Raw genomic sequence first — 23,971 nt, 5'->3', positions numbered from 1 at the left:
CTTCGGGCCGCCCGGTCATCGTCTTCCCTTATCTAGGTGAGGGTCCACTGCTGGTTGGCGCCGGTGTGGCAGGACCAGAGTTGGACTTTGGTGCCGTTGGCGGTGGCGGCCCCGGCTACGTCGAGGCAGAGGCCGGAGGCGGCGTTGGAGAAGGTGCCGTTGGCGTTCTTGGTCCAGCGCTGGTTCGCGCCGCCGTGGCAGGACCAGATGATCGCCGCTGTTCCGTTCGCCGTCGAGCCGCCTGAGGCGTCCAGGCACTTGCGGGTGGCGCCGGAGTAGACGCTCAGCTCACCGGCGGAGGTGTAGGTCCACTGCTGGTTGGCGCCCGACCAGCAGTCGTAGATCTGGAGCTGGGTGCCGTTCGTGGTCGACTGGTTCGGGACGTCCAGGCAGCGGTTGGACGCCGTGTTGCGCAGCTGTCCGGAGTCGTCGCCGCCGCCGGGGCCGCCGCCGCAGTCGGCGGTCGGGTTGGTATGGGTGATGAGGCCGAGCCGGTAGGGGAGCTGCGAGTACTCCATACCGTCCGAGCTCGGGTTGCGTCCCTGGTAGAGGAATTGCATCTTGCATGGATCGATTTCCATGGTCTGGTTGCCGCCGCGCACCATCTCGCCGTGGCTGATGTCGCGCGTCCAGGTGCCGCCGGGGAAGGAGACGTTGGCGGCGCCTGCGAAGGGGTTCGACTGAGTGTCGGCCAGCGGGACCCACTCGTTGAAGTTCGCGTTGAGCTTGTTCGAGGTCCAGGACCGGAAGTAGCGGACGCCGCCCGAGCCGATGCCCTCGACGATGAGCAGGTACTGGCCGGTGTCGCCGACCTTGTAGACGTTCGTGGCCTCGAACAGGCTCTGGCTGGAGCCCTTCATGAACATCTGGACGTTGCCGAACCCGTTCGGGAAGTTCGCCACCGTGGTCTGGGCGCGGTAGAACTCCTGCTTGTCGTTGTTGAAGAACAGGTAGCAGTTCACGTCGTCGCAGATGATCCAGTAGTCGAGGATGTACGACGAGTTGGCGTCGGCGACGCCGTGGTTCGACATGAAGTTCTTCGGCGCCGAGGCGCTCGTCGGCTGCGACGGGTGCGTCAGGGTCGAGAACGACGGAAGGCCGGTCTGGTACAGCAGGTACCACTGGTTCTTGGGCTCGAAGTAGAACACCTGCGGGGCGGCCCGGTAGCCGCCGCCGACCGCGGTCGTGGAGAGGTGCGTCTGCCTCGCCTGCCCGGCCTGGTTCCAGTCGGTGAAGCCGCCGAAGGAGGTGAGGGACCAGCCGCCGTTGGTGTCGGCGGTGGTGGCGTACACGTAGTACTTGCCGTCGACCTGGACCACCGAGGGGTCCTTGATGGACACCAGGTTGCGGCCGGGGGCGGTCTGCTGCGGGGCGACGAGCGCGCCCGTCGAGGTCCATTGGAAGTTCGAGGGCAGCGGGGCGGCCTCTGCCGGGGCGGCCGTCAACGTCGCGGCGGCCAGGGCCGCGACCAGCGTCGCCGCCAGCATCGCGATCCGCGACCGCCATCGAGTGGTCTGACTCATGGGCTGTCTTTCTACTCGTGGCCATGGTGGCCATGGCCGGTGGTATCGCTAACATCTCCAGCTGTCGAAAGTTTCGAAGGATGCGCCGAAACTTTTATGTGCACACAGGATAGCCAGAAGTCTCGTCATATGTAAATAGATCGATGTGAGTGAGCGCTGGAGCGGCGTGCGGCCCGCGGGCCGACGCGGTGCGCCGGCCCGCGGGCCGCGGTTGAGGTGGGTTCCCTAGGTCACCTCGAGGTTGGCCATCATCCCCATGTCCTCGTGTTCGGCGTTGTGGCAGTGGAAGAGGTACCGGCCGCGGTAGCCGTCGAAACGGGTGATGATCTCCGCGGACTCGCCGGGACGCAGGGCGATCGTGTCCTTGAGGCCCGCGTCGTGGGGGAGGGGCGCGCCGCCGCCGCGGGAGAGGACGCGGAAGCCCACGAGGTGGAGGTGGACCGGGTGGTGGACGTCGGCGATGAGCCGCCAGACCTCGACGTCGCCGAGACGGGTCGTGACGTCGGTGCGGTTGGGGTCGAACGGGAGCCCGTCGATCACCCAGCCGTGGCGGCCGTTCATGCGGCCCGCGCGGAACGCGAAGTCCCGCACGGCGACCGCCTCCGAACGGTCCCACTCCGGCAGATCGGTCGCCAGGGTCTCCGGGATCGCGGCGCGCCGGCCCGCGCGGACGACGTGGAACTGCATGACGTCCTTCATGCGGCCCTCGCCGAGCCGGTTCGCCAGGCGGACTTTCGAACCGACCGGCAGTTCGCCGAGGTCGAGCAGCAGGTCGTAGCGTTCGGCCGGAGCCATCGGCAGCCGCTCGTGCCGCACCGGGGCCGCCAGGAGCCCTTGGTCGGCGCCGATCTGAACGAGCGGGAGGCGGCGTCCGGTGTCGGTGACCGCTTCGAGCTCGTAGTGCCTCGCGTTGGAGGCGTTGAGGACCCGCAGCCGGTAGAGCCCCGAGTCGACCTCGTGGACCGGCCAGGGCGCGCCGTTCACGAGGACCGCGTCGCCGAGAACGCCCGCCGTGAACCGCTCTTCGACGCCGATCTCACCGGTCAGCGTCGGGTCGAGCGACGGGTACTTGAGCTGGCCGTCGCTGTCGAAGGCCCGGTCGGCGATCATCAGCGGGACCTCGTGGTCGCCGCGCGGCAGGTCGAGCGCGTCCTCGACGTCGTCGCGCACGAAGTGGAGCCCGGCGAGGCCGCGCCATATCGCCGGGGCGGTGAAGTCCATGCGGTGGTCGTGGTACCAGAGCATCGCGGCGCGCTGGTCGAGCGGGAACCCGTACTCGCGCTGGACATTCGTGACCACGGCGAGGTCGTCGGCCATGTGCCCGCCGTGGCCGTGCCCGGCCGTCTCGGACCAGTCCTGGGGGAGGACGAGGTCGGTCGGGTAGCCGTCGGAGGAGGCCGGGGTGCGGCCGCCGTGGAGGTGGACGACCGTGGGGACCGGCAGCTCGTTGCGGTGCGCCACGGTGACATGGCGTCCGCGCCGCGATTCGATGGTAGGCCCGGGGAACGTCCCGTTGTACGTCCACAGTCGAGTCGAGTAGCCGGGGAGGATCTCGGCTTCCGTCTCCACCTGCACCATCTCGTACCGGTCGCCCTCGGCGGCGGACGCGACGGGCTCGAGCACCTGCGGCAGGGGCAGCGGGATCGTGAACGCCTGGGGCAGCGGCACTTCGCTCACCAGCTGGTCACCGGTCTCGGCGGGTCGCCGCGCCCACGCGGCCGAGAGGGCCAGGCCGCCGGCCGCGACGGCGCCGAGTACCGCGCCGATGCCGAGCAGCCGCCGCCGCGAGATCGGTTCAGCCATCGGTGCGCACCTCCTTGCGGCGGCGGGGCAGCGGCCGCATCCACAGGGCCGCGACCACAATGGCGATCCCGGCGATGAGCGCCACGCCGAGCGGCAGGTGCAGCCAGAGCGCGCCTTCCATCCCGGCGACGTACTGGGCCGACACCCCGACCAGCAGTCCGAGCGACGCCCAGAACGGCCAGGCCCGACGCACCCGGATCCAGACCGCGACGGCGGCCCCGAGCTGCACGAGGCTGATGGACGACACCAGGTCCGCGCCCATCACATGCCAAGAGAGCCCGTCGAAGTCGCCGCTCAGGTACACGCCCGCGAACACCGGCTGCCCGAAGCCGCCGATGAGGAAGAGCGTCGCCACCGCGCGCAGCACCCAGCCGCTGGCGGCCGTCCGAGGTTGCAGGGTTGTTCGTTCCACGCCGTCGACGATATGACCGCTTGGTTAAGACATCAAAGACCAATATCGCTATGGTGTTATAACCCTGGAGGCATGAGAGGACGTCGATGGACCTGAACTCCCTGCACCAGTTCCTCACGGTCGCACGTGAGGAGCACCTCAGCCGGGCCGCCGCGGAGCTCCGCGTCGCCCAGCCCGCGCTCAGCCGCACCATCGCGCGCCTCGAGGCCGAGCTCGGCACGCCGCTGTTCGACCGCGCGGGTCGACTGCGGCTCAACCCGACCGGTGCGCTCTTCCGCGACTATGTGGAGCGAGCCCTGGGCGAACTCGAGGCCGGGCGCCGCGCCGTGGCGGAGGCCGCGCTCGGCGGCGCGGGCAGCGTGCGGCTCGCGTCGGAGACGTTCCTGCCGCTCACCGGGCCGATCGCCGCGTTCAAGGCCGCGCACCCCGAGGTCGACGTGCGGCTCCATCAGATGGCGCCGCACGAGATGGAGCAGGCGCTGCGGTCCGACGAGGTCGACCTCTGCCTCGCCTCGCAGCCGGTGAGCGCGCCGCGCATCGCGTCCCAGGTCGTCCATGTCGAGCAGGTCTGGCTGGCGACGCCCGCCCGCCACCGCCTCGCGGCCGAACCGCGAGTGACGGTCGAGGACCTGGCCGCGGAGCCGTTCGTCATCACCCGGCCCGGCCAGTGGCAGCGGCGCCTGCTCGACTGGCTCTTCGCCGACCGCAACCTCGAGCCGCGCATCGTCTGCGAGATCGACGAGCCCGCAGCGACCTACACGCTCGTCGGCGCCGGGCTCGGCCTGAGCCTGTTCCCGGAGATCGCCCGCTTCACCCTTCCCGAGCCTGGCGTCGCGTGGGTGGCCGTCGACCATCCGCACTGCAACCGCACGTTGAGCCTGCACTGGGCGGGCGACGACCGGCTGCCCGCGGCGGCGCGGCTCATGCGCGCCCAGATCGCCGAATGGGACTGGAACGGCGGGGCCGGGGTGGGCGCTAGGCGCGCTTGACCGCAGCGGCGACGCCGTCGAGGATGAGGTCCAGACCGGAGAAGAAGTCCGTGTCCGCGGTGTCCTCGCCGGTGTCTTCGAATGTGGCCGAGGCGAACAGCGCGGCCGCGTCAGGGAAGCGCTCGGGCGAGACGAGGGTGAACATCGCCCGGCCGTAGGCCTGCTCGGCCGCCGCCTGGTCCTGGCCCGAGCCGGCCCGGCCGGCCTCGAGGCCTTGCGCCAGTTGGGCGTTGCCCCGCACGTACTCGCCCACGAGCATGACCGCGCCGACCTTCGCCGCCCAGTCGAGCTCGGTGGTCCGCAGGGCCCGCAGCCCGGCGTCGAACCAGCCGATCAGGTTGGGGCCCTTGGGCGGTCCCGAGACGGGCGAGGCCGCGAGCCACGGGTGCCGAGCGAAGAGCGCGCGCTGCTCGGTGGCCCACAGCCGCAGCCGCTCCCGCCACTGACCCGTACCGTCCAATGAGGATGGAACCGGGCCGGACGCCGCGTCCTGCATGAGGGCCAGTAGCTCGTCCTTCGAACCGACGTGCCGGTAGAGGGACATCTTCGTGACCCCGAGGGCCTCGGCGACCCGCGGCAGCGTCGCCGCCGCGAGCCCTTCGCGGTCGGCGAGCGCGACGGCCGCGTCCACGACCTGGCCGACGTCGAGCTTCGCGGGCCGCCCGCGGCGGGACTCCGCGGGGATGCGCCACAGCCTCGCCAGCTCATCCGGCACCGGTGCCTCGTCCATGCGCCGCGGCCACCTCCGTCCCTCCGTCGCCCGGGCTTGCGCGACATCATCGCACATGCTATTAATATCTCAAGGATAGTATCTCAGAGATATTAATTCAATCGATCACGAGACCCCGAAGGATCGACATGACCGCCACCGTCACACCCAGCCTCGCCGCGGAGCCGCGCATCCGCCGCGGCCCCGTGCGCCCCACCGAAAGGGCGCTCGCCCCCGACCTCGCCCGCGGCGCGATGCTCCTGTTCATCGCCCTCGCCAACAGCGCCGGCTACTTCCTCGCCAGCGCGCCCGGCGTCGAGACCGACCCGCGCGGCTTCGAGCGCTTCTACAACTTCTTCATGGTCGAGTTCATCCACGCGCGGGCGTTCCCGCTGTTCGCGATCATGTTCGGCTACGGCCTCGTCCAGCTCGCCCGCCGCCAGGCCGAAGCGGGCGCGACCCCCGGCCAGGTGCGGCGGGTCCTCCTGCGCCGCAACGCCTGGCTCTTCGTCTTCGGCATCGCCCACGGCGTGCTGCTCTACTCGGGGGACTTCCTCGGCGCATACGGCCTCATCGGCATCGCGTTCACGCTGCTACTCCTGCAGCGCACCGACAAGGTACACCGCTTCGCGCCCTGGTACCTCGCGGTCGGCGGGCTCTACGTCCTCGTGCTCGCCGCGGTCGTCGCGTTCGGGTTCCAGGTGGGCGACGCCGCGATCCCCGTGTCGCCCTTCGGTTCCGTCGAGGCCGGCACGTACCTCGCCTCGGTGGGCGAACGGCTCGCCGAGTGGCCCGTGCACACCGCGACGCTGCTGCCGATGATCCTCATGGTCTGGGTCGGCGCCTGGGCCGGCCGCCGCCGCCTCCTCGAGGAGCCCGAACGGCACCTGTCGCTCCTGCGCTGGACCGCGATCGGCGGCATCACCGTCGCCGTCGCCGCCGGGATGCCGATGGCCCTGCTCAGCGGCGGTTTCCTGCACGCCAGTGAAGGCACTGCGGCCGCGATGAAGCTCCTGTACGAGTCCTCCGGCTTCTTCGGCGGCATCGGCTACGCGGCCGTGTTCGGCCTCCTCGCGCACGTCCTCACCCGCAAGCCCGCCGGGACGCTCGTGACCGCGGTGAGCGCGCTCGGGCAGCGGTCGCTGAGCGGCTACCTGTTCCAGTCGGTGGCGTGGCTCGTGCTCGCGACGCCGTTCCTCCTCGGCCTGGACGACCGGGCCGGTAGCCCGCTGCTGGCCTCGCAGGCCTGCGCGCTCGCGGTCTGGGCGCTGACCGTGTGGGGCGCGTATGCGGCGCACCGCCGCGGCTACCGCGGCCCGGCCGAGACGCTGCTGCGGCGGCTCACCTACGGCCGCAAGCGCTGATCGCCCTTGATTCGGGGCCCGCCAGGCGGCGGGCCCCGTTGCCTTAGTCGACGGTGAGCACGAGCTTCCCGGTGGCGCTGCCGTGCTCCATCGCCTCATGGGCCTTGGCGAAGTCCTCGAGCGGGAACGTCTCGGCGACGTGGACCCGCAGCTCGCCCGCGTCCGCGAGGCGGGCCAGGCCCTGCAGGCCGATCAGATCGGGTTCGACGAGCATGAAGTCGGTGCGGATGCCGCGTGCGACGGCCTCGGGGAATTCGGCGTCCCGCAGGGAGTAGTAGAGCTGCGCGAGGACGCCGCCGTCGCGGATCACCGAGACCGAGCGCTCCGCGTAGTCGCCGGAGAGGGTGGTCAGGGCGACGTCGACGTCCTTGACGACAGCGGCGAAGTCGACGGCCTTGTAGTCGATCACCTCGTCGGCGCCCAGCCCGCGCACGAAGTCGTGCTTTCCGGCGCTCGCGGTGGCGATGACATGGGCGCCGATGGACTTGGCGATCTGCACGGCCAGGTGGCCGATGCCCCCGGCGGCGGCGTGGATGAGCACGCTCTGCCCGGACCGCAGCTCCGCGTTGTCCACCAGGGCCTGCCAGGCGGTGAGTCCGCACAGCGGCAGCCCGGCGGCCTCGATGTGCGAGAGCGAGGCTGGCTTGCGGGCGAACTGGCGGCTCGGCGCGGTGACGTACTCGGCGTGCGTGCCCGCCTGGTGCGGGAAGCGGGGCATGCCGAAGACCTCGTCGCCGGGCTTGAAGCGGGTGACGCCGATGCCGACCTTCTCCACGACGCCGGACACGTCCCATCCGAGGATGAACGGCGGTTGCCCGATATAGAGCCCGATCTCGCGGGCCGCCGGGTCGACGGGGTTGACGCCCGCCGCGCGGACCCGCACCTGGATCTCCCCGTAGTACGGCTCCGGCCGCTCGACCTCGGTCAACTCCAGCACCTCCGGCCCACCGAGTCGGTGTTGGGTCACGGCGCGCATCATCTCGGGCACGGCGGGGTCCTTGTCTGTCGGCACTGGAGTACGAATAGGGCTCGATTCTAGGCCCGGCGGGCCCCGCCGCCCCGACCGCCGCCACTGGCAGAATACTGGCCGTGCCCATCGCGATCGCCCATCTCAAGGACCAGCTCGCCGCCTACCTCGTCCGCTGGCCCGAGGACGCCGAGTCGATCAGGCCGCTCTTCGCCCTCACCGGCCCGGAAGGCTTCGACCGCACGACCATGCCCGGCCACGTCACCGCCTCGGCGATCCTCGTCAACGACGCGGGCGAGGTCCTCCTCATCCACCACAAGACCATCGGCCGCTGGTTCCAGCCTGGCGGCCACATCGAACCCGCCGACGACTCGCTCCCCTCGGCCGCCTTCCGCGAAGCCGTCGAAGAGACCGGCATCGAACCCTCGGCCCTCACCCTCGCCGACCCGGTCCCCATCCACATCGACGTCCACCCCATCCCCGCCAACCCGCGCAAGAACGAAGACGCCCACTGGCACTACGACGTCCGCTACCTCTTCCACTGCGCCGACGCCGACCCCAACCCCCGCACCGAAGAAGTCCACGCCGCCGAATGGCGCCCCCGGACCGACCTCGACAGCCCCGACCTCGCTGCCCGCTTGAGAGCCCTCAACTGACCGGAATTCCGGCCAGTCCCTCCGCACCAGCGCAGGAACCTGGACCCAGATCACCGCGGTCGAAGTACACGCCGCCTTCACGACGGTCCGCAACCTCACCGTCGCCGAAGACCACACCTTCTCTGTCGCAGCGGCAGAATCCGACTTCCTCACTCATAACTGTGGGTCCGATGCTGAAATTCCCGACACTGTATATCGAAGTGATACGCGGGAACCAGAGGAGATCTTTGAATCCGGCTTCGAGCCTCTGGGCGATAATATGAGTCTGGAAGAGCACGTTGCCGGTGTTTCCGGTCAATACACCCCTGCATCAGGGTATGTCTCAACCACGACCTCTGAGGCGCATGCTCTTAGCAGGAACGGGCATACTTATACGATCCAAGGTGCAACTGGGGGAATTGACGTGAACGCTATGATTCCTGACAATCGTCATGCAGATGAGATGGAGATCGCATTTCCTGGAGCAATCGACCCAAGCTGTATTGTTGGTTGCCGAACGACGAGCGGTGACTGGATTCCGAATCCGGGATTTGGGAGGCGGTAGTGGCAGAGCGGGTTTCGATTGCAGCAGTTGTCGCGAATGGAAGTGAACTCCGCATCGAACTTGAGGTTCCGGAGCGGCGCCCGCTGAGGCTCAAGATACTCCAGCCAGTGGAACTCGCAGAAGAGTTTGAGGCGAATGACCTGTTCAGTTGCCTCCTGAAAGCACGGATCTCATTGGAGGAGAAAGGAATTGTCCTCTGCTGCCAAGGCTCAAGGCCGATTGTCTTTCCGTCGGGGATGCAGCGACAAATGGGGGATGGGAGATACGCGTACGTTCTCGCTGATGGCGAATTCAGCGCTGCTTCGACTGAAGTGGATATATTTGCCCCCGCGGATCGCTGGGAAGTTGGAAGCGTGGCAGACCAGAAGGACATGGTTATGCGTTACTTTGGTTTCTCCTGAGGCGCGGTCTCAGGCGGGGTCGCGGTTCCAGGTCCAGGCGTAGTTCGTGTCCTCTACGTCGAGGGCGGGTTCGCAGAGTTCGAGGGGGCGGAAGGTGTCGACCATGACGGCGAGCTCGTCGAAGTAGTCGGCGCCGATGGAGCGTTCGGGCGCGCCCGGCTGCGGGCCGTGGGTGAAGCCCGAGGGGTGCAGGGAGATCGAGCCCTGCTCGATGCCGGAGCCGCGGCGGGCCTCGTAGTTGCCGCCGCAGTAGAACATCACCTCGTCGGAGTCGACGTTGTGGTGGTTGTAGGGCACCGGGATCGCGTCCGGGTGGTAGTCCACTTTGCGCGGCACGAAGTTGCAGATGACGAAGTTCGGGCCCTGGAAGACCTGGTGCGCGGGCGGGGGCTGGTGGATGCGGCCGGTGATCGGCTCGAAGTCGTGGACCGAGAACACCCAGGGATAGAGGCAGCCGTCCCAGCCGACCACGTCGAACGGGTGGTGGGCGTACGTGAACTTCGTCCAGAGCGTCGCCGACCCGCGGCCGCGGTGCTGCACGTACACGTCGACGTTCTCGCCGTCGACCAGCAGCGGCTCGGCCGGGCTGCGGAGGTCGCGCTCGCAGTACGGGCTGTGCTCGAGGAACTGGCCGCGCACCGACAGGTACCGCTTCGGCGGCGTGATGTGGCCCGTCGACTCCACGACGAGCGTGCGGAGCGGTTCGGTGCCCGTGGGGATGATCCGGTAGATCGTCGACATCGGCATGATGAGGTAGTCGCCCTGGCCGATGTCGATCGCGCCGAACGAGGTCTCGACGCGCGCCTCGCCGGACTCGACGTAGATGCACTCGTCGCCGATCGCGTTGCGGTACAAGGGTGAAGGCTTCGTGGCGAGCGCGTACGAGATCCGACAGTCCGCATTGGACAAGAGGTGGTTGCGGCCGAAGACCGCGTCCCCCGCGCCGTCGAGCTTGTGGGTGCGGAAGTGGCGGGGCTTGAGCGGGTGGTTCGGGACCGGCTCGGCCTTCTCGGGCCGGTGCTCGGTGCTGGAGGAGATCGCCGTCGGCCGGTACCGGTGGTAGAGCAGCGACGAATCGGAGGAGAACCCCTCCTGGCCCATCAGCTCCTCGGAGTACAGGCTCCCGTCGTCCTGGCGGAACTGCGTGTGTCGCTTGTCGGGGATCTGCCCGACGGAACGGTAGAACGGCACGTCGACTCCTTTGTCGGTTCGCTCGCGGGCGAAGGTGTCGCCCGTTCGGCGGCTATGTCCTGAGGATAGCCTTCCAGCCGTTCCGTTTCGGCCGGTCCGCGCGCACCCGCGCGCGGCGCGCGCCCGATCGCGCACCGGCTGCGCGGAGCGCTGGACCCGGGCCGCCGAAAGGCCCTAGGCTCGGCACATGGCCGGACCGATACCCGCGATGCTGCGGGGCCTCATCGACGACGCGGCGCTCTTCCCGCCCGGCAGCGCGCCCATGGCGGCGGCCGTACCCGCCCACCGCGGATACCGCCAGTCCTGGTACGAGGCCATGATCGGGCCATTGCTCGTGCCCCAGTCGCGCCTCGCCGACCTCGAACCCGGACGCGGCGAACTCGCCATCGGCGTCGTCGTCGACAGCGACCTCGAGCAGGTCGAACACGACGTCGCCGCACTCCCGCCGCAGGTCACCGTCGTCCACTACGAGTCCCGGCACGCCCTCGAGCACCTCGCGAAGACCGCGCCCGCCTGGGGCAAGCCCGTCTACGCCGAACTGCCGTTCGGCCCCGACGCCCTCGACGCCGTGCGCGCCACCGGCTTCACCCCGAAGTTCCGCACCGGCGGCCTCGCCGCCGAGTTCTTCCCCGACCCCGAGACGCTCGCCGAGACGATCGCGGGCTGCCGCCTCCGCGGTCTCCGGTTCAAGCTCACCGCCGGTCTCCACCAGGCCGTGCGCCACCGCGACCCCGAGACCGGCTTCGAGCACCACGGTTTCCTGAACGTGCTGGTCGCCGCCGCCGAGGCCGCCCAGGGCGCCCCCACTGAAGCGCTGGCCCGGACCCTCGCCGAGACCGACGAACTCGACCTCGCCGACCGCGCCCGCCGCGTCCTGCACCGCCCCCGCGCCCTCTGGACCGGGTACGGCTCGTGCAGCATCGAAGAACCGCTCGCCGACCTCACCCGCCTCCGGCTGCTGCACCGAGGAGACCCCGCATGACCGCCACCAGCTGGGTCGAAGGGGCCGACGACGGCCCCTTCGGCCTCGACCACCTCCCGTACGGCGTCTTCTCCACCGCCAAAGACCCCGCCGCGCGCATCGGCGTGCGCATCGGCGACCAGGTCCTCGACCTGCGCGCGCTCGCCACCGGCACGTTCTTCCTGCCCTGGATCCGGCCCGCCTTCCACGAGCACGCCCTGAACGGCTTCATGGCCATGGGCCCGCCCGCGTGGCGGCTCGTGCGCCACCAGCTCACCGAGCTCCTGAGCGACCGCCGCCACCAGGACCAGTCCGCGACCCTCCTGACGCCGGTCGCCAAGGCCCGCATGCACCTGCCGTTCCACGTCGCGGACTATGTGGACTTCTACGCCTCCGAGGAGCACGCCACGAACCTCGGCCGACTCTTCCGCCCCGACTCGGATCCGCTGCTGCCCAACTGGAAGCACCTCCCGGTCGGCTACCACGGCCGGGCCGGGACCGTCGTGCCGTCGGGGACGCCGATCGTGCGCCCGCGCGGGCAGCGCAAGTCGAAGGACGCACCGGTCGAGTTCGGGCCGAGCGCGCGCCTCGACATAGAGACCGAGGTCGGGTTCGTCGTAGGCGTCGGCTCCGAGCTGGGGACGCCGGTGAGCCCGGACGACTTCGCCGAGCACGTGTTCGGCGCGGTCCTCGTCAACGACTGGTCCGCCCGCGACATCCAGGCCTGGGAGTACGTGCCGCTCGGGCCGTTCCTCGGCAAGTCCTTCGCCACCACGATCGCGCACTGGGTCACCCCGCTCGACGCGCTGGCGGGCGCGAAGACCGCTGCGCCCCTGCAGGACCCGGAACCGCTGGCCTACCTGCAGGAGGCCGCGCGGTTCGGGTACGACCTGCGGATGTCGGTGCGCTGGAACGGGACCGAGGTCGCGCGGCCGCCGTTCGCGGGCATGTACTGGACGCCGGCGCAGATGCTCGCGCACATGACCGTGAACGGCGCGTCGCTGCGCACCGGCGACCTGTTCGCCTCTGGGACGGTCTCCGGCCCCGAGCCGGACCAGCGCGGCTCGTTCCTGGAGCTGACCTGGGGCGGGAGGGACCCGGTCGCGGTCGGCGAGGGCGAGGAGCGGCAGTTCCTCGAGGACGGCGACACGGTCGTCATCGGCGCGACCGCGCGGAGCGTGAACGGCGGCGAGATCGGCCTGGGCGAGGTCTCGGGCACGATCCTGCCCGCGGTCATCTGAGGTCCGCCGCCTGCTTGACCAGGGGCAGCGTCCGGTAGGGGATCTGCTCGGCCAGGGCGATCACCGTGGTGGCGCGCTGGACGCCCTCGCTGGCGAGGACGCGGTCGATCACGCCCTGCAGCTCGGCGTTCGTGCGCGCGACGATCCGGCACAGCATGTCACCCTGGCCCGTGACCGTATGCGCCTCAAGCACTTCCGGGATCCGGGCGAGCCGCTGCGCCATGTGCTCGTGCCCGACCGCCTGCCGCAGCTCGAGGGTCACGAAGGCCGTCACCGGATAGCCGAGCGCCGCGGGCTCGACCCGCGGCCCGAAGTCGCGCACCACCGCCCGCTCCGTCAGCTTGTCGAGCCGCGCCTGCACCGTCCCGCGCGCCACGCCGAGCCGCCGCGAGCACTCCAGCACCCCGATCCGCGGCTCGGCCTCGAGCAGTTCGATGAGTCTGGCGTCGAGCGCGTCGATGCCCACTTCCTTGGTCATATTGACCAGTGTATGCGCAGTCATTCTGGAAGATCTGCGCAAGTTGCCCAGCCGTGTGCCTACTGCTTGCCCAGTCCCAGGATCTGAACAATGATCAAGTCGACCGCTCGTCCGGCGACGCTTGCGAGCCGGGAACGCGCACTGTTGACGAGGAGGCCGCCATGGTCGACACTGCCAACCGCTCCAGCGACGCCGATCTGGTCGGAGCCGTGGAGCACGACATCCGCGAGGACGCCTTCCCGATCAAGGGCTGGGACCACGTCCGCTACTACGTCGGCAACGCCCGCCAGGCCGCCCACTACTACTCCACCGCGTTCGGAATGACCCTGGTCGCCTACCGCGGCCCCGAGCAGGGCTACCGCGAGCACGCCGAGTACGCGCTCAAGTCCGGCGGCGTCGTCTTCGTCCTCGCCGGCGGCGTCACCGCCGAGGCCGAGGCCACCCGGCACTACGCCGCCCACGGCGACGGGGTCGTCGAGGTCGCCCTCGAAGTGCCCGATGTGGACGCCAACTACCAGCACGCGATCAAGCAGGGCGCCATACCGGTCGAGGAGCCGCACGACCTCACCGACGACCACGGCACCGTCCGCCGCGCCGTGATCGGCACCTACGGCGAGACCCGGAACGTCCTCATCGACCGGTCCAGCTACGACGGCCCGTTCCTGCCCGGCTTCGTCGCCGCCGAGCCCATGGTCGCGCCGCCCGAGAAGCGCTTCTTCCAGGCGATCGACCACGTCGTGGGCAACGTCGAGCTGGGCAGGATGCGCGAGTGGGTCGGCTACTACGAGCGGGTCATGGGCTTCACGAACATCGTCGAGTTCGTCGACGACGCCATCGCCACCGAGTACTCGGCGCTCATGAGCAAGGTCGTCGCCAACGGCACCCGCAAGATCAAGTTCCCGATCAACGAGCCGGCCGAGGGCAAGAAGAAGTCCCAGATCGACGAGTACCTCGAGTTCTACGGCGGCCCCGGCGTCCAGCACATCGCGCTCGCGACCACCGACATCCTCGCGGCCGTCGACGCCATGCGCGAGCGCGGCGTCGAGTTCCTGGAGGCCCCGGACGCCTACTACGAGGACCCTGAGCTGCGGGAGCGCATCGGCGAGGTGCGGGTGCCGATCGAGGAGCTGCAGGCGCGGCGCGTCCTGGTCGACCGCGACGAGGACGGCTATATGCTCCAGATCTTCACCAAACCGCAGCAGGACCGTCCGACAATGTTCTACGAGATCATCGAGCGGCACGGCTCGCTCAGCTTCGGCAAAGGCAACTTCAAGGCGCTCTTCGAGGCCTTGGAGAAGGAACAGGCGAAGCGCGGCAACCTGTGACGGAGAGGCGATACATGCACGCACCACACGGCATCGACCTGCACTGCAAGACCTGGCAGGCGGAGGCGGCCTACCGGATGCTCCAGAACAACCTCGACCCCGAGGTGGCCGAGCGCCCCGAGGACCTGGTGGTCTACGGCGGCACCGGCAAGGCCGCGCGCAGCCGCGACGACCTCAAGGCCATCCTGCGCACGCTCCTCACCCTCGAAGCTGACGAGACGCTGCTGGTGCAGAGCGGCCGCGCCGTGGGCGTCATGCGCACCCACGAGTGGGCGCCGCGCGTGCTCATCGCGAACTCGAACCTGGTGCCCGACTGGGCCTCCTGGCCCGAGTTCCGCCGGCTCGAGTCGCTGGGCCTGACCATGTACGGCCAGATGACGGCCGGTTCGTGGATCTACATCGGCACGCAGGGCATCCTGCAGGGCACGTACGAGACGTTCGCGGCCGTTGCTGAAAAACGCTTCGGTGGCAGTCTCAAAGGGACGATCACGCTGACGGCCGGGTGCGGCGGCATGGGCGGCGCGCAGCCGCTCGCCGTCACGATGAACGGCGGCGTGTGCCTCATCGTCGAGGTCGACCCCGAGCGGCTCGAACGCCGCGTGCGCACCCGCTACCTCGACGCGGTCGCGTCCGATCTGGACGACGCGACCGCGCAGGCCGAGGCCGCCAAGCGCAGCGGCGAGGCCAAGTCGATCGGCGTCGTCGGCAACGCCGCCGAGGTCTTCCCCGAGCTGCTGCGGCGCGGCGTCGCGATCGACGTCGTCACCGACCAGACCTCCGCGCACGACCCGCTGTCCTATGTGCCCGCCGGTGTCGGCCACGCCGAGGCGGCCGAGCTCGCGAGGGCCGACGCGGACGGCTTCACCGACCGCGCCAGGGAGTCCATGGCCTACCACGTGGCCGCGATGGTCGGCTTCCTCGACGCCGGCGCCGAGGTCTTCGACTACGGCAACTCCATCCGCAGCGAGGCCTTCCTCGGCGGCTGCAAGCGCGCCTTCGCGTTCCCGGGGTTCGTGCCCGCGTACATCCGGCCGCTGTTCTGCGAAGGCAAGGGCCCCTTCCGATGGGCGGCGCTCTCGGGCGACCCGGCGGACATCGCCGCCACCGACCAGGCCGTGCTCGACCTCTTCCCCGAGAACCGCAGCCTCCGCCGCTGGATCACCCTCGCGCGCGAACGCGTCGCCTTCCAGGGCCTTCCGGCCCGCATCTGCTGGCTCGGCCACGGCGAACGGGACATCGCCGGGGTCCGCTTCAACGAACTGGTCGCCGAGGGGATCGTCAAGGCCCCCATCGTGATCGGCCGCGACCACCTCGACTGCGGCTCGGTCGCGAGCCCCTACCGCGAGACCGAGGGCATGAAGGACGGATCGGATGCGATCGCGGACTGGCCGCTGCTCAACGCCCTCGTCAACACCGCCTCGGGCGCCAGCTGGGTCTCGATCCACCACGGCGGCGGGGTCGGCATCGGCCGCTCCATCCACGCCGGGCAGGTCACCGTCGCCGACGGGACCGCGCTCGCGGCCGAGAAGCTCGCGCGGGTCCTCGCGAACGACCCTGCCATGGGCGTCATTCGGCACGTGGACGCCGGTTACGAAGAGGCCGAGGCGGTCGCGGAGGACCACGGCATTCGCGTGCCGGTGAGGGAGTCCTGAAACCGGCGGCCGCATCTGTGAACGGGGATTGACATGGACACGGGCGAATTCCGTCGACTTTGGAATGAAATCGAGCCGATCGGCCGCGCCGACTCGGGCGGCTACCTGCGGTTCTCCTGGACCGAAGCCGACCTCGAGCTGCGTCAGTGGTTCCACACGCAGGCGAAGCGGCGCGGCCTGCGCTACGAGGAGGACCGCAACGGCAACCTCTACGCCTGGTGGGACGCGGCGAAGGAACAGGTCATCGACCCCGACGCGCCCCACCCGCACGGTGCCGTCCTCACCGGCAGCCACTTCGACTCCGTCCCGCACGGCGGCGCGTACGACGGCCCGCTCGGCATCGTCTCCGGCTTCCTCGCGATCGACGCACTCCGGTCCGCCGGCGCGGAACCGAAGCGGCCCATCGGCATCGCCGCGTTCACCGAAGAGGAAGGCGGGCGCTTCGGCGTCCCCTGCCTCGGCTCCCGCCTCATGACCGGCGCCATCGACCCCGAACGCGCCCGCGCGCTCACCGACCCCGACGGCACCACGCTCGCCGAGGCCATGAACGCCGCCGGGGCCGAACCCGACCTCATCGGACCCGACCCCGAACGGCTCCAGCGGATCGCGGCCTTCATCGAACTCCACATCGAACAGGGCCGCGCCCTCGACGGCGGCGAGTCGCCGGTCGCCGTCGCCAGCGCGATCTGGCCCCACGGCCGCTGGCGCGTCACCTTCACCGGGGTCGCCGACCACGCCGGGACCACGCGCCTGCCCGACCGCCGCGACCCGATGCTCACCTTCGCGTTCGCGGTCCTCGCCGCCCGCAAGGAGGCCCGCCTCGCCGGCGGCGTCGCCACGGTCGGCCGGGTCGAGGCGGAGCCGAACGCCACCAACGCGATCGCCTCCACCGTCACGGCCTGGCTCGACGTGCGCGCGCCCGACGAGGCGGTCCTCAGTGAGATCCTGAGCGGCTTCGAGTCCAAAGTGACCGAACGTGCCGGTCGTGACGGCACCGAGGTCGCGATGAGCGCCGAGTCCGAGTCCCCGATCGTCGAGTTCGACGCCGACCTGCGCGAGCGCGTCGCCGAACTCCTCGGCGGCGCGCCGGTGGTGCCGACCGCCGCCGGCCACGACGCGGGCGTCCTCTCCGCGCATGTGCCGACCGCGATGCTGTTCGTGCGCAACCCGACCGGCGTTTCCCATGCGCCCGGCGAGGCCGCGAGCGACGAGGACTGCGCCGCGGGCGCCGCCGCGCTCGCGGCCGTGCTGCGGGACCTCGCGTGCTGACGTTCTGGGCCGAGCACGCCGTGCTCCCGGCCGGCCCGGCCGACTCGGTGGCGATCGAGGTCGCCGACGGCCGCATCGCCTCGGTCAAGCCCGGCAGCCGCCCGCGCGGCGACGTCCTTGCGGGCGTGACGCTCCCGGGGTTCGCGAACGCGCACTCGCACGCGTTCCACCGGGCTCTGCGCGGACGCACCCACGCCGGGCCGGGCACGTTCTGGACCTGGCGCGAAGGCATGTACGCCCTGTCGGAGCGACTCGACCCCGACTCGTACTTCCGGCTGGCGCGGGCGGTCTACGCCGAGATGGCGCTGGCCGGGATCACGGCGGTGGGGGAGTTCCACTACCTGCACCACTCGCCGGGCGGGCGGCCGTACTCGGATCCGAACGCCATGGGGGAGGCGCTGATCCAGGCCGCCGCGGACGCGGGCATCCGGATCACGCTGCTCGACACGCTGTACCTGGCGGGCGGGTTCGGGCTGCCGCTCGAACCGGCGCAGCGGCGGTTCGGCGACGGGAGCCTGGAGGCCTGGCTCGACCGCGTCGACAAGCTCAGCCCGCCCGACCACGCGGTGATCGGCGGCGCGGTGCACTCGGTGCGGGCCGTCCCGGAGGAGGCGATCACGGCTTTCGCGTGCTCGACCGAGGGCCGCCCGGTCCACGTGCACCTCTCCGAGCAGCGCTCCGAGAACGCCTCCTGCCGCCTCGAACACGGCTGCAGCCCCGCCGAACTGCTCGAGCGTTGCGGCCTCCTCGGCCCCGACCTCACCGCCGTCCACGCCACCCACCTGGCCGGGCACGACATCGACCTGCTGCGCCGCTCGGGCACGACCGCGTGCTTCTGTCCCACGACCGAACGCGACCTCGCCGACGGCCTCGGCCCGGCGCGGGCGCTCGCCGAAGCGGGCGTGCGGCTCTCGCTCGGCACCGACAGTAACGCCATTGTGGACATGTTCGAGGAGGCGCGCGCGGTGGAGATGCACGAGCGGCTCGTCAGCGAGGAGCGCGGCCGGTTCACCGCCGCGGAGCTGCTCGACGCGATGACCGCCCACGCCAGCCTCGGCTGGGCTGACGCGGGCCGCATCGAGGTCGGCGCGCGGGCCGACCTGGTCACGGTCGGCCTCGATTCGCCGCGCACCGCCGGGATCGACCCGTCCGGGGTGGTCTACGCCGCCACCGCCGCGGACATCACCGACGTGGTCGCGGACGGCCGCCGCATCGTGGCGGACGGCCGGCACCTGCGCATCGACGCGGGCGCCGAACTCGCCGCCGAGATCAAGGGGCTGTGGGCATGACCGCCTCGCATCTCGGCGCCCGCCGGACCGGGCACTCGCGATCGGCGCGCCGCCTCCCCCGGACACGAGGCGAACGCCGGCTCAGCGGCGACTCGGCCGCCCGCGCCGCCGCGATGGACCGTTGCGCCGCATCGTCGCCGAGGGCCTGCGCATTGACGCGGGCGCCGAACTCGCGGCCGAGATCGAGCGCTTGTGGGCATGACCTCCTGACATCGCTGCGCTCGGCTGCGCGAGTCGCCGCCACGGACCGTTGCGCCGCAACGGCCGGCCTCACGGCGGCGGCCGCTCACAGAAAGGGCCTGCGATGAGCCTCCTGATCGACGGCATCGGCGAGCTCTTCACCGCCGACGACGAAGGCACCGTCCACTATGACGCCGCGGTCGTCATCGAGGACGGTCTCATCGCGTGGGTCGGCCACCGGCTCAACCGGCCCGCCGCCGACGAATACCTCGACGTGGGCGACCGGGCCGTGATCCCCGGTTTCGTCGACAGCCACGCCCACCTCGTCTTCGCGGGCGACCGCACCCCGGAGTTCAACGCCCGCATGAGCGGCGAGCCCTACGACGGCGGCGGCATCCGCACCACCGTCGCTGCGACCCGCCTCGCGCGCGACGAGGGCCTGCGTGAGAACTGCGCCCGACTCACCGGCGAAATGCTCCGCCAGGGCACGACCACCGTGGAGATCAAATCCGGGTACGGGCTCACCGTCGCGGACGAGGTGCGCTCGCTGCGCATCGCCCGCGAGTTCACCGCCGAGACCACGTATCTCGGCGCGCACACCGTCCCCACTGGAGTCGACCCGGACGAGTACACCGCGCTCGCGGCCGGCCCCATGCTCGAAGCCTGCGCGCCGCACGCGAAATGGGCCGACGTGTTCTGCGAACGCGGCGCCTTCGACGGCGACCAGGCCCGCGCGGTGCTCACCGCGAGCGCGAAAGCCGGTCTGGGCCTGCGCGTCCACGCCAACCAGCTCACCGCGGGCCCCGGGGTGCGGCTCGCCGTCGAGCTCGGCGCCGCCTCCGCCGACCACTGCACGCACCTCACCGACGCGGACGTGGACGCGCTCGCGAACTCCGGCACCGTCGCCACCCTCCTGCCGGGGGCCGAGTTCTCGACCCGCTCCCCGTACCCCGATGCGCGCCGCCTCATCGACGCGGGCGCCCGCGTCGCCCTCGCGACCGACTGCAACCCGGGCTCGTCCTTCACCAGCAGCATGGCGTTCTGCATCGCGCTCGCCGTCCGCGAGATGCGCATGACTCCCGCCGAGGCGCTCGAAGCGGCGACTGCCGGCGGCGCCGCCGCGCTGCGCCGTGACGACATCGGGCGCATCGCGGTCGGTGCGCGCGCCGACCTCGTCGTGCTCGACGCCCCCAGCCACGTCCATCTGGCCTACCGGCCCGGGACGCCCCTAGTCGGCACGGTCGTCCACGACGGCGTCGTCATGAGTTGAGGAGGAACGATGTCCACTGTCCACATCAAGCCGGTCCCGGTCACCCCCGAGGAGGTCATCGCGGTCGCCCGCGACCGCGCCCGTGTGGTGATCGACGCCGAGGCCCGCGAGGCCATGGCCGCGAGCCGGGCGATCGTGGACGCCATCGAGCGCGAAGGCCGTCCCGTGTACGGCGTCTCGACCGGTTTCGGCGCCCTCGCGAACACCTTCGTGGCCCCTGAGCGCCGCGCCGAGCTGCAGCACGCTCTCATCCGCTCGCACTCGGCCGGCGTGGGCGACCCGATGCCGGACGAGGTCGTGCGCGCGATGATGCTCCTGCGCCTGCGCTCGCTCGCCATGGGCCGCTCGGGGGTCCGGCCCGAGGTCGCCGACGGGCTCGCCGCGCTGCTCAACGCGGACATCACGCCGTGGGTCCCGCGCCACGGCTCACTCGGTGCTTCGGGCGACCTCGCGCCGCTCGCGCACTGCGCGCTGGTCATGCTGGGCGAAGGCTGGGTCCGCGGCGCGGACGGCACCCGCCTGGAGGCCGCCCCGGTCCTCGAACGCGCGGGCCTGACCCCGATCACGTTGTCGTCCAAGGAAGGCCTGGCGCTCATCAACGGCACCGACGGCATGCTCGGGATGCTCATCCTGGCCGTCGCCGACCTGCGCCACCTCTTGGCGATGGCCGACGTGTGCGCCGCACTGTCCAATGAGGCCATGCTCGGCTCGGACCGGCCGTTCCAGCCCGAACTGCAGGCGATCCGGCCCCAGCCGGGTCAGGCGAAGAGCGCCGCGAACATCCACCTGCTGCTGCAGGACTCCGAGGTCATGGACTCCCACCGCAACGACCTCGCGCACGCCGTCCAGGACGCCTACTCGATGCGCTGCGCCCCGCAGGTCGCCGGCGCGGCCCGCGACGTGCTCGCCTACGCCGAGACCGTGGCGGCCCAGGAGCTGCGCTCGGTCGTCGACAACCCGGTGGTGATGCTCGACGGCCGCGTCGAGTCGACCGGGAACTTCCACGGTGCGCCGCTCGGCTACGCGGCCGACTTCCTCGGGATCGCGGCGGCCGACGTCGGCTCGATCTCCGAGCGCCGCGTGGACCGCCTGCTCGACGTCACCCGCAACCGCGGCCTGCCCGCGTTCCTCAGCCCCGACCCGGGCGTGAACTCCGGGCTCATGATCGCCCAGTACACGGCCGCGGGCATCGTCGCGGAGAACCGCCGCCTCGCCGCCCCCGCCTCGGTCGACTCGGTCCCGACCTCCGGGATGCAGGAGGACCACGTCTCGATGGGCTGGGCCGCCGCCTGCAAGCTCCGCACCATCCTCGACAACCTCGCCACCCTTCTCGCCGTCGAGATGCTCGCCGCGACCCAGGGGCTCCAGCTGCGCCTGCCGCTCATCCCGTCCCCGGCCGCCCGCGCGGCGACGGCCGCCGTCGCCCCGATCGCCGGCAAGCCCGGCCCCGACCAGTTCCTCGCCCCGGTCATCGAACAGGTCAAACACCTCATCGAAGGCCCCGCCCTCAAAGCCGAGATCGAAGCCGCGGTCGGCCCGCTCGCTTAGCGGACCCGAACGGGAACACCGCGAACCACAGCGCCCCGCTCCCGGGATCGGTGGCGGGGCGCCGTGCTGTCTAATGAGAGGCCTGTCGACCGGGGAGGGCCGATGTCCGAGACACCAAGCGCCGCAAGCGCAGTGCACGCCTACTTCATCTCGCAGGCCGAGACGCTGCGCCAGAGCCGGGAACCGGTGATGCGCCGCGAACCGGACGCGGTGCACCGCATGCGGGTCGCCACCCGGCGGCTGCGTTCGCTCCTGCAGACCTACCCGGGCCTGTACGCCGAGCCGCCGCTGAGGCGGCGTCGCCTGCGCTGGCTCGCCACCGAACTCGGGCATGTGCGCGACCTCGAGGTGCTGCGCACGCGCTTCGCCAAGCGGCTCGGCGACGACCGGCCCGACTGGTTCGAGGCCCTCGCCGAGCAGGAGCGCCTCGCCTACGAGCCGCTGATCGAGGCCTGCTCCCGCGAGCGGACGACGAACCTGCTGGCCGCCGCGGGACGCATGGCCGAGGCCCCCGTCTTCACCGAAGCCGCAGGACAGCCCGCCGAGGACGTGCTCGCGCCGATCGTCGAGGCCGCCCGCCTGGACCTGGCGGCGTCCTTGGCCGCCATCGCGTCCTCGCCCGACCCGGACGGGGCCCGCCACGCGGCCCGCAACACCGCCAAGCGGGCCCGCTACACCGCCGAGGCCGCCCTGGTCCTCGGCGAGAGCGCCGCGGCGGTCGCCGCCGACGCCAAGAAGGTCCAGAACGTGCTCGGCCGCTGCCAGGACGACGTGGTCGCGATCCGCTACCTCGAGGTCCACGCGCCTGATTCCCCGGTCCTGGAACGCGAGCACCGCGCCTACGCCAAGCACCTCGCGAAGGCGGAAGCGGTGCTGGCGGAGCATTAACCGAACGGGTTCAGCAGGCGTGCTCCGGTCTGCTCGAAGTCCTCGACGTTGCGGGTGACCAGGACCATGTCATGGACGATCGCGGTGGCAGCGACATACGCGTCGATGATCGGCAATGGGCCGGGGTCGTTGAGCTCGCCCCAGACGTTCGCGACCTCAGGCGTGACGGGCAGGTCGCGCGACGCGTACGGAGCGAGCAGGTGGTCAAGTCACAGCGCCAGGGTCGCGGCGCGTTCGGAGTCCTTGTGGCGCAGCCGCGCCATGCCCTTCCGGAATTCGCCGATCGTCATGACGCTCAAATGCATGTCGGTGTCGGCCGTAGCGTCGTACCAGCGCATGACGCCCTGGTCCGGTTCGGGCCTGCGCGGCTCGCTCAGCACGTTGGTGTCGAGCAGGTACCTCACAGGTCGAACCCCAGATCCCGTTCGCGCGGCAGTTCCGCGCGGAGATCGGAGGTGTCGGGCGCGGCCTGCGGTCGCGGCTCTGTGAGCGGCCTCTCGTCAGTATGCGGAACGGCCCGGCGGTCTGCGACCGCCGGGCCGTTGAGGGGTTCACGATGAAAGGGGTTAGAGGCCGGAGAGCTTCTGGCCGGCTCGGATGACGGCCATGCCGAGGCGGTCGCCCGGGCGGCGTCCCAGGCGCTCTATCGGGCCGGACACCGAGATGGCGGCGACGACGCGGCCGGTCTTGTCCCTGACCGGGGCCGAGACGCTGACCACACCGGGCTCGCGCTCGGCGACCGACTGGGCGAAGCCGCGGCGCCGGACCTCGGCGAGCGTCTTCGACGAGAAGCGGCACTTGGGCAGCAGCGGCAGGATCCCCTCCGGCGGCTCCCAGGCGAGCAGCACCTGCGCGCCCGAGCCGGCCGTCATCGGGAGGCCCGCGCCGACGGGCACCGTGTCGCGCAGCCCGGAGGCGCGCTCGGCGGCGGCCACGCAGACGCGTTCGTCGGCCCGCCTGCGGTAGAGCTGGGTCGATTCGCCCGTCTGGTCGCGGAGGAGGTTGAGCACCGGTTCGGCGGCACTGAGGAGGACGTCGGCCGTGGACCCGGCGAGCTCGCCGAGTTTCGGGCCGGGGCGCCAGCGGCCCTCGTGGTCGCGTTGCAGCATCTCGTGGGCTTCGAGGGCCTGCGCGAGCCGGTGGGCCGTGGCCCTGGGCAGTCCGGTCTCGTGCACGAGCTCAGCCAGGCTGGCGCCGTTGGTGCAAGCCGTGAGGATGAGCACCGCCTTGTCAAGGACGCCGACTCCGCTGATAGTATTCGTTCTCACGAGCTGAACATTACCTCCCATATTTCGAGAAGTCCAACGACTG

24 protein-coding genes are annotated in these 23,971 nt (G+C 70.9%); 14 read left to right on the top strand and 10 right to left on the bottom strand.

Annotated features, from left to right (window positions below; genetic code table 11):
- Nucleotides 1–32: 32 nt before the first annotated feature.
- The 3 genes from J5V16_RS07275 to J5V16_RS07265 all read right to left on the bottom strand — a co-directional run bounded on the left by J5V16_RS07275 (nucleotide 33) and on the right by J5V16_RS07265 (nucleotide 3,738).
- Nucleotides 33–1,523, bottom strand: a complete 1,491-nt coding sequence (locus tag J5V16_RS07275) for a non-reducing end alpha-L-arabinofuranosidase family hydrolase (protein ID WP_208495405.1) — start codon at nucleotides 1,521–1,523, stop codon at nucleotides 33–35.
- A gap of 225 nt (nucleotides 1,524–1,748) precedes the next feature.
- Nucleotides 1,749–3,326 carry a multicopper oxidase family protein gene (locus J5V16_RS07270; RefSeq protein ID WP_243900878.1) on the bottom strand — a complete coding sequence of 526 codons (1,578 nt, stop codon included), beginning with the start codon at nucleotides 3,324–3,326 and terminating at the stop codon, nucleotides 1,749–1,751.
- On the bottom strand, nucleotides 3,319–3,738 hold the full coding sequence (locus tag J5V16_RS07265) for a hypothetical protein (RefSeq protein WP_208495404.1): 420 nt from the start codon (nucleotides 3,736–3,738) through the stop codon (nucleotides 3,319–3,321). The genes J5V16_RS07270 and J5V16_RS07265 overlap by 8 nt, the downstream gene beginning before the upstream one ends.
- Nucleotides 3,739–3,824: 86 nt before the next feature.
- Between J5V16_RS07265 and J5V16_RS07260 the strand changes: the two genes are divergently transcribed.
- A complete protein-coding gene (locus J5V16_RS07260) occupies nucleotides 3,825–4,727 on the top strand; it encodes a LysR family transcriptional regulator (RefSeq protein WP_208495403.1) in 903 nt (300 codons plus the stop codon).
- Here J5V16_RS07260 and J5V16_RS07255 read toward each other — a convergent pair.
- A complete protein-coding gene (locus tag J5V16_RS07255) occupies nucleotides 4,714–5,457 on the bottom strand; it encodes a TetR/AcrR family transcriptional regulator (protein ID WP_208495402.1) in 744 nt (247 codons plus the stop codon). The two genes, J5V16_RS07260 and J5V16_RS07255, sit on opposite strands and share 14 nt — an antisense overlap.
- Nucleotides 5,458–5,585: 128 nt before the next feature.
- On the opposite strand from J5V16_RS07255, the gene J5V16_RS07250 reads away from it, so the two are divergent.
- Nucleotides 5,586–6,800 (top strand): DUF418 domain-containing protein, encoded by a 1,215-nt coding sequence (locus tag J5V16_RS07250; protein ID WP_208495401.1) that lies wholly within the window; start codon nucleotides 5,586–5,588, stop codon nucleotides 6,798–6,800.
- 43 nt (nucleotides 6,801–6,843) lie between these two features.
- Here the strand turns inward: J5V16_RS07250 and J5V16_RS07245 are convergent, their stop codons facing one another.
- Nucleotides 6,844–7,776 carry an NADP-dependent oxidoreductase gene (locus J5V16_RS07245; RefSeq protein ID WP_208495655.1) on the bottom strand — a complete coding sequence of 311 codons (933 nt, stop codon included), beginning with the start codon at nucleotides 7,774–7,776 and terminating at the stop codon, nucleotides 6,844–6,846.
- Nucleotides 7,777–7,889: 113 nt separating this feature from the next.
- Here J5V16_RS07245 and J5V16_RS07240 point away from each other — a divergent pair, with 113 nt between their 5' ends.
- Genes J5V16_RS07240 through J5V16_RS07230 form a run of 3 tightly spaced genes read left to right on the top strand, consistent with a single transcriptional unit; the run spans nucleotide 7,890 to nucleotide 9,368 of the window.
- The gene (locus J5V16_RS07240) at nucleotides 7,890–8,423 is read left to right on the top strand and encodes an NUDIX hydrolase (RefSeq protein WP_208495400.1); all 534 of its coding nucleotides are present in this window, start codon (nucleotides 7,890–7,892) and stop codon (nucleotides 8,421–8,423) included.
- Between the two features lie 49 nt (nucleotides 8,424–8,472).
- A complete protein-coding gene (locus J5V16_RS25695) occupies nucleotides 8,473–8,967 on the top strand; it encodes a scabin-related ADP-ribosyltransferase (RefSeq protein ID WP_208495654.1) in 495 nt (164 codons plus the stop codon).
- Entirely contained in the window at nucleotides 8,967–9,368 is a 402-nt protein-coding gene (locus J5V16_RS07230) for a hypothetical protein (RefSeq protein ID WP_208495399.1), read from the top strand. The genes J5V16_RS25695 and J5V16_RS07230 overlap by 1 nt, the downstream gene beginning before the upstream one ends.
- Nucleotides 9,369–9,377: 9 nt before the next feature.
- On the opposite strand, the gene J5V16_RS07225 is transcribed toward J5V16_RS07230, so the two are convergent.
- Nucleotides 9,378–10,559: a homogentisate 1,2-dioxygenase gene (locus J5V16_RS07225; protein ID WP_208495398.1), complete on the bottom strand. Its 1,182-nt coding sequence runs from the start codon at nucleotides 10,557–10,559 to the stop codon at nucleotides 9,378–9,380.
- A gap of 187 nt (nucleotides 10,560–10,746) precedes the next feature.
- Between J5V16_RS07225 and J5V16_RS07220 the strand changes: the two genes are divergently transcribed.
- A complete protein-coding gene (locus tag J5V16_RS07220) occupies nucleotides 10,747–11,541 on the top strand; it encodes a hypothetical protein (protein WP_208495397.1) in 795 nt (264 codons plus the stop codon).
- A complete protein-coding gene (gene fahA, locus J5V16_RS07215; RefSeq protein WP_208495396.1) occupies nucleotides 11,538–12,761 on the top strand; it encodes a fumarylacetoacetase in 1,224 nt (407 codons plus the stop codon). The genes J5V16_RS07220 and fahA overlap by 4 nt, the downstream gene beginning before the upstream one ends.
- Here fahA and J5V16_RS07210 read toward each other — a convergent pair.
- On the bottom strand, nucleotides 12,754–13,239 hold the full coding sequence (locus J5V16_RS07210) for an Lrp/AsnC family transcriptional regulator (protein WP_243900876.1): 486 nt from the start codon (nucleotides 13,237–13,239) through the stop codon (nucleotides 12,754–12,756). The genes fahA and J5V16_RS07210 overlap by 8 nt on opposite strands.
- A gap of 161 nt (nucleotides 13,240–13,400) precedes the next feature.
- On the opposite strand from J5V16_RS07210, the gene hppD reads away from it, so the two are divergent.
- From hppD to J5V16_RS07175, 7 genes are all read left to right on the top strand, one after another.
- A complete protein-coding gene (gene hppD, locus J5V16_RS07205) occupies nucleotides 13,401–14,564 on the top strand; it encodes a 4-hydroxyphenylpyruvate dioxygenase (protein ID WP_208495395.1) in 1,164 nt (387 codons plus the stop codon).
- 14 nt (nucleotides 14,565–14,578) lie between these two features.
- Entirely contained in the window at nucleotides 14,579–16,216 is a 1,638-nt protein-coding gene (hutU, locus tag J5V16_RS07200; RefSeq protein WP_243900875.1) for a urocanate hydratase, read from the top strand.
- Nucleotides 16,217–16,249: 33 nt separating this feature from the next.
- Nucleotides 16,250–17,485, top strand: a complete 1,236-nt coding sequence (locus J5V16_RS07195; RefSeq protein WP_208495393.1) for an allantoate amidohydrolase — start codon at nucleotides 16,250–16,252, stop codon at nucleotides 17,483–17,485.
- Nucleotides 17,479–18,774, top strand: a complete 1,296-nt coding sequence (locus tag J5V16_RS07190; protein ID WP_208495392.1) for a formimidoylglutamate deiminase — start codon at nucleotides 17,479–17,481, stop codon at nucleotides 18,772–18,774. The genes J5V16_RS07195 and J5V16_RS07190 overlap by 7 nt, the downstream gene beginning before the upstream one ends.
- A 304-nt stretch (nucleotides 18,775–19,078) precedes the next feature.
- Entirely contained in the window at nucleotides 19,079–20,224 is a 1,146-nt protein-coding gene (gene hutI, locus J5V16_RS07185) for an imidazolonepropionase (RefSeq protein WP_208495391.1), read from the top strand.
- A 9-nt stretch (nucleotides 20,225–20,233) separates the two neighbouring features.
- Nucleotides 20,234–21,772, top strand: a complete 1,539-nt coding sequence (gene hutH / locus J5V16_RS07180) for a histidine ammonia-lyase (protein WP_208495390.1) — start codon at nucleotides 20,234–20,236, stop codon at nucleotides 21,770–21,772.
- A 102-nt stretch (nucleotides 21,773–21,874) separates the two neighbouring features.
- Nucleotides 21,875–22,660, top strand: coding sequence for a CHAD domain-containing protein (locus tag J5V16_RS07175; RefSeq protein WP_208495389.1), 786 nt, complete (start codon nucleotides 21,875–21,877; stop codon nucleotides 22,658–22,660).
- Here J5V16_RS07175 and J5V16_RS25665 read toward each other — a convergent pair.
- The 3 genes from J5V16_RS25665 to J5V16_RS07165 all read right to left on the bottom strand — a co-directional run bounded on the left by J5V16_RS25665 (nucleotide 22,657) and on the right by J5V16_RS07165 (nucleotide 23,913).
- Nucleotides 22,657–22,833 (bottom strand): PIN domain-containing protein, encoded by a 177-nt coding sequence (locus tag J5V16_RS25665; protein ID WP_332842092.1) that lies wholly within the window; start codon nucleotides 22,831–22,833, stop codon nucleotides 22,657–22,659. The genes J5V16_RS07175 and J5V16_RS25665 overlap by 4 nt on opposite strands.
- 36 nt (nucleotides 22,834–22,869) lie before the next feature.
- The gene (locus J5V16_RS07170; RefSeq protein WP_208495388.1) at nucleotides 22,870–23,064 is read right to left on the bottom strand and encodes a PIN domain-containing protein; all 195 of its coding nucleotides are present in this window, start codon (nucleotides 23,062–23,064) and stop codon (nucleotides 22,870–22,872) included.
- A 162-nt stretch (nucleotides 23,065–23,226) separates the two neighbouring features.
- Complete coding sequence (locus tag J5V16_RS07165) at nucleotides 23,227–23,913, bottom strand: IclR family transcriptional regulator (RefSeq protein WP_344469158.1); 687 nt, start codon at nucleotides 23,911–23,913, stop codon at nucleotides 23,227–23,229.
- Nucleotides 23,914–23,971 lie beyond the last annotated feature (58 nt).

This window comes from Glycomyces niveus (assembly GCF_017592475.1).
Lineage (GTDB): Bacteria > Actinomycetota > Actinomycetes > Mycobacteriales > Micromonosporaceae > Glycomyces > Glycomyces niveus.
The sequence above is the reverse complement of the archived record's forward strand: the minus strand, read 5'-3'. Positions and strand labels throughout refer to the sequence as shown.

Excerpts from the sequence above, each read along its gene's own strand:
- J5V16_RS07255 (WP_208495402.1), bottom strand. The coding sequence starts at position 5,457 with ATGGACGAGGCACCGGTGCCGGATGAGCTGGCGAGGCTGTGGCGCATC.
- J5V16_RS07175 (WP_208495389.1), top strand. The coding sequence starts at position 21,875 with ATGTCCGAGACACCAAGCGCCGCAAGCGCAGTGCACGCCTACTTCATC.
- fahA (WP_208495396.1), top strand. The coding sequence starts at position 11,538 with ATGACCGCCACCAGCTGGGTCGAAGGGGCCGACGACGGCCCCTTCGGC.
- J5V16_RS07260 (WP_208495403.1), top strand. The coding sequence starts at position 3,825 with ATGGACCTGAACTCCCTGCACCAGTTCCTCACGGTCGCACGTGAGGAG.
- hutU (WP_243900875.1), top strand. The coding sequence starts at position 14,579 with ATGCACGCACCACACGGCATCGACCTGCACTGCAAGACCTGGCAGGCG.
- J5V16_RS07220 (WP_208495397.1), top strand. The coding sequence starts at position 10,747 with ATGGCCGGACCGATACCCGCGATGCTGCGGGGCCTCATCGACGACGCG.
- J5V16_RS07245 (WP_208495655.1), bottom strand. The coding sequence starts at position 7,776 with ATGCGCGCCGTGACCCAACACCGACTCGGTGGGCCGGAGGTGCTGGAG.
- J5V16_RS07275 (WP_208495405.1), bottom strand. The coding sequence starts at position 1,523 with ATGAGTCAGACCACTCGATGGCGGTCGCGGATCGCGATGCTGGCGGCG.
- J5V16_RS07250 (WP_208495401.1), top strand. The coding sequence starts at position 5,586 with ATGACCGCCACCGTCACACCCAGCCTCGCCGCGGAGCCGCGCATCCGC.
- J5V16_RS07210 (WP_243900876.1), bottom strand. The coding sequence starts at position 13,239 with ATGACCAAGGAAGTGGGCATCGACGCGCTCGACGCCAGACTCATCGAA.
- J5V16_RS07195 (WP_208495393.1), top strand. The coding sequence starts at position 16,250 with ATGGACACGGGCGAATTCCGTCGACTTTGGAATGAAATCGAGCCGATC.
- hutH (WP_208495390.1), top strand. The coding sequence starts at position 20,234 with ATGTCCACTGTCCACATCAAGCCGGTCCCGGTCACCCCCGAGGAGGTC.
- hppD (WP_208495395.1), top strand. The coding sequence starts at position 13,401 with ATGGTCGACACTGCCAACCGCTCCAGCGACGCCGATCTGGTCGGAGCC.
- hutI (WP_208495391.1), top strand. The coding sequence starts at position 19,079 with ATGAGCCTCCTGATCGACGGCATCGGCGAGCTCTTCACCGCCGACGAC.
- J5V16_RS07270 (WP_243900878.1), bottom strand. The coding sequence starts at position 3,326 with ATGGCTGAACCGATCTCGCGGCGGCGGCTGCTCGGCATCGGCGCGGTA.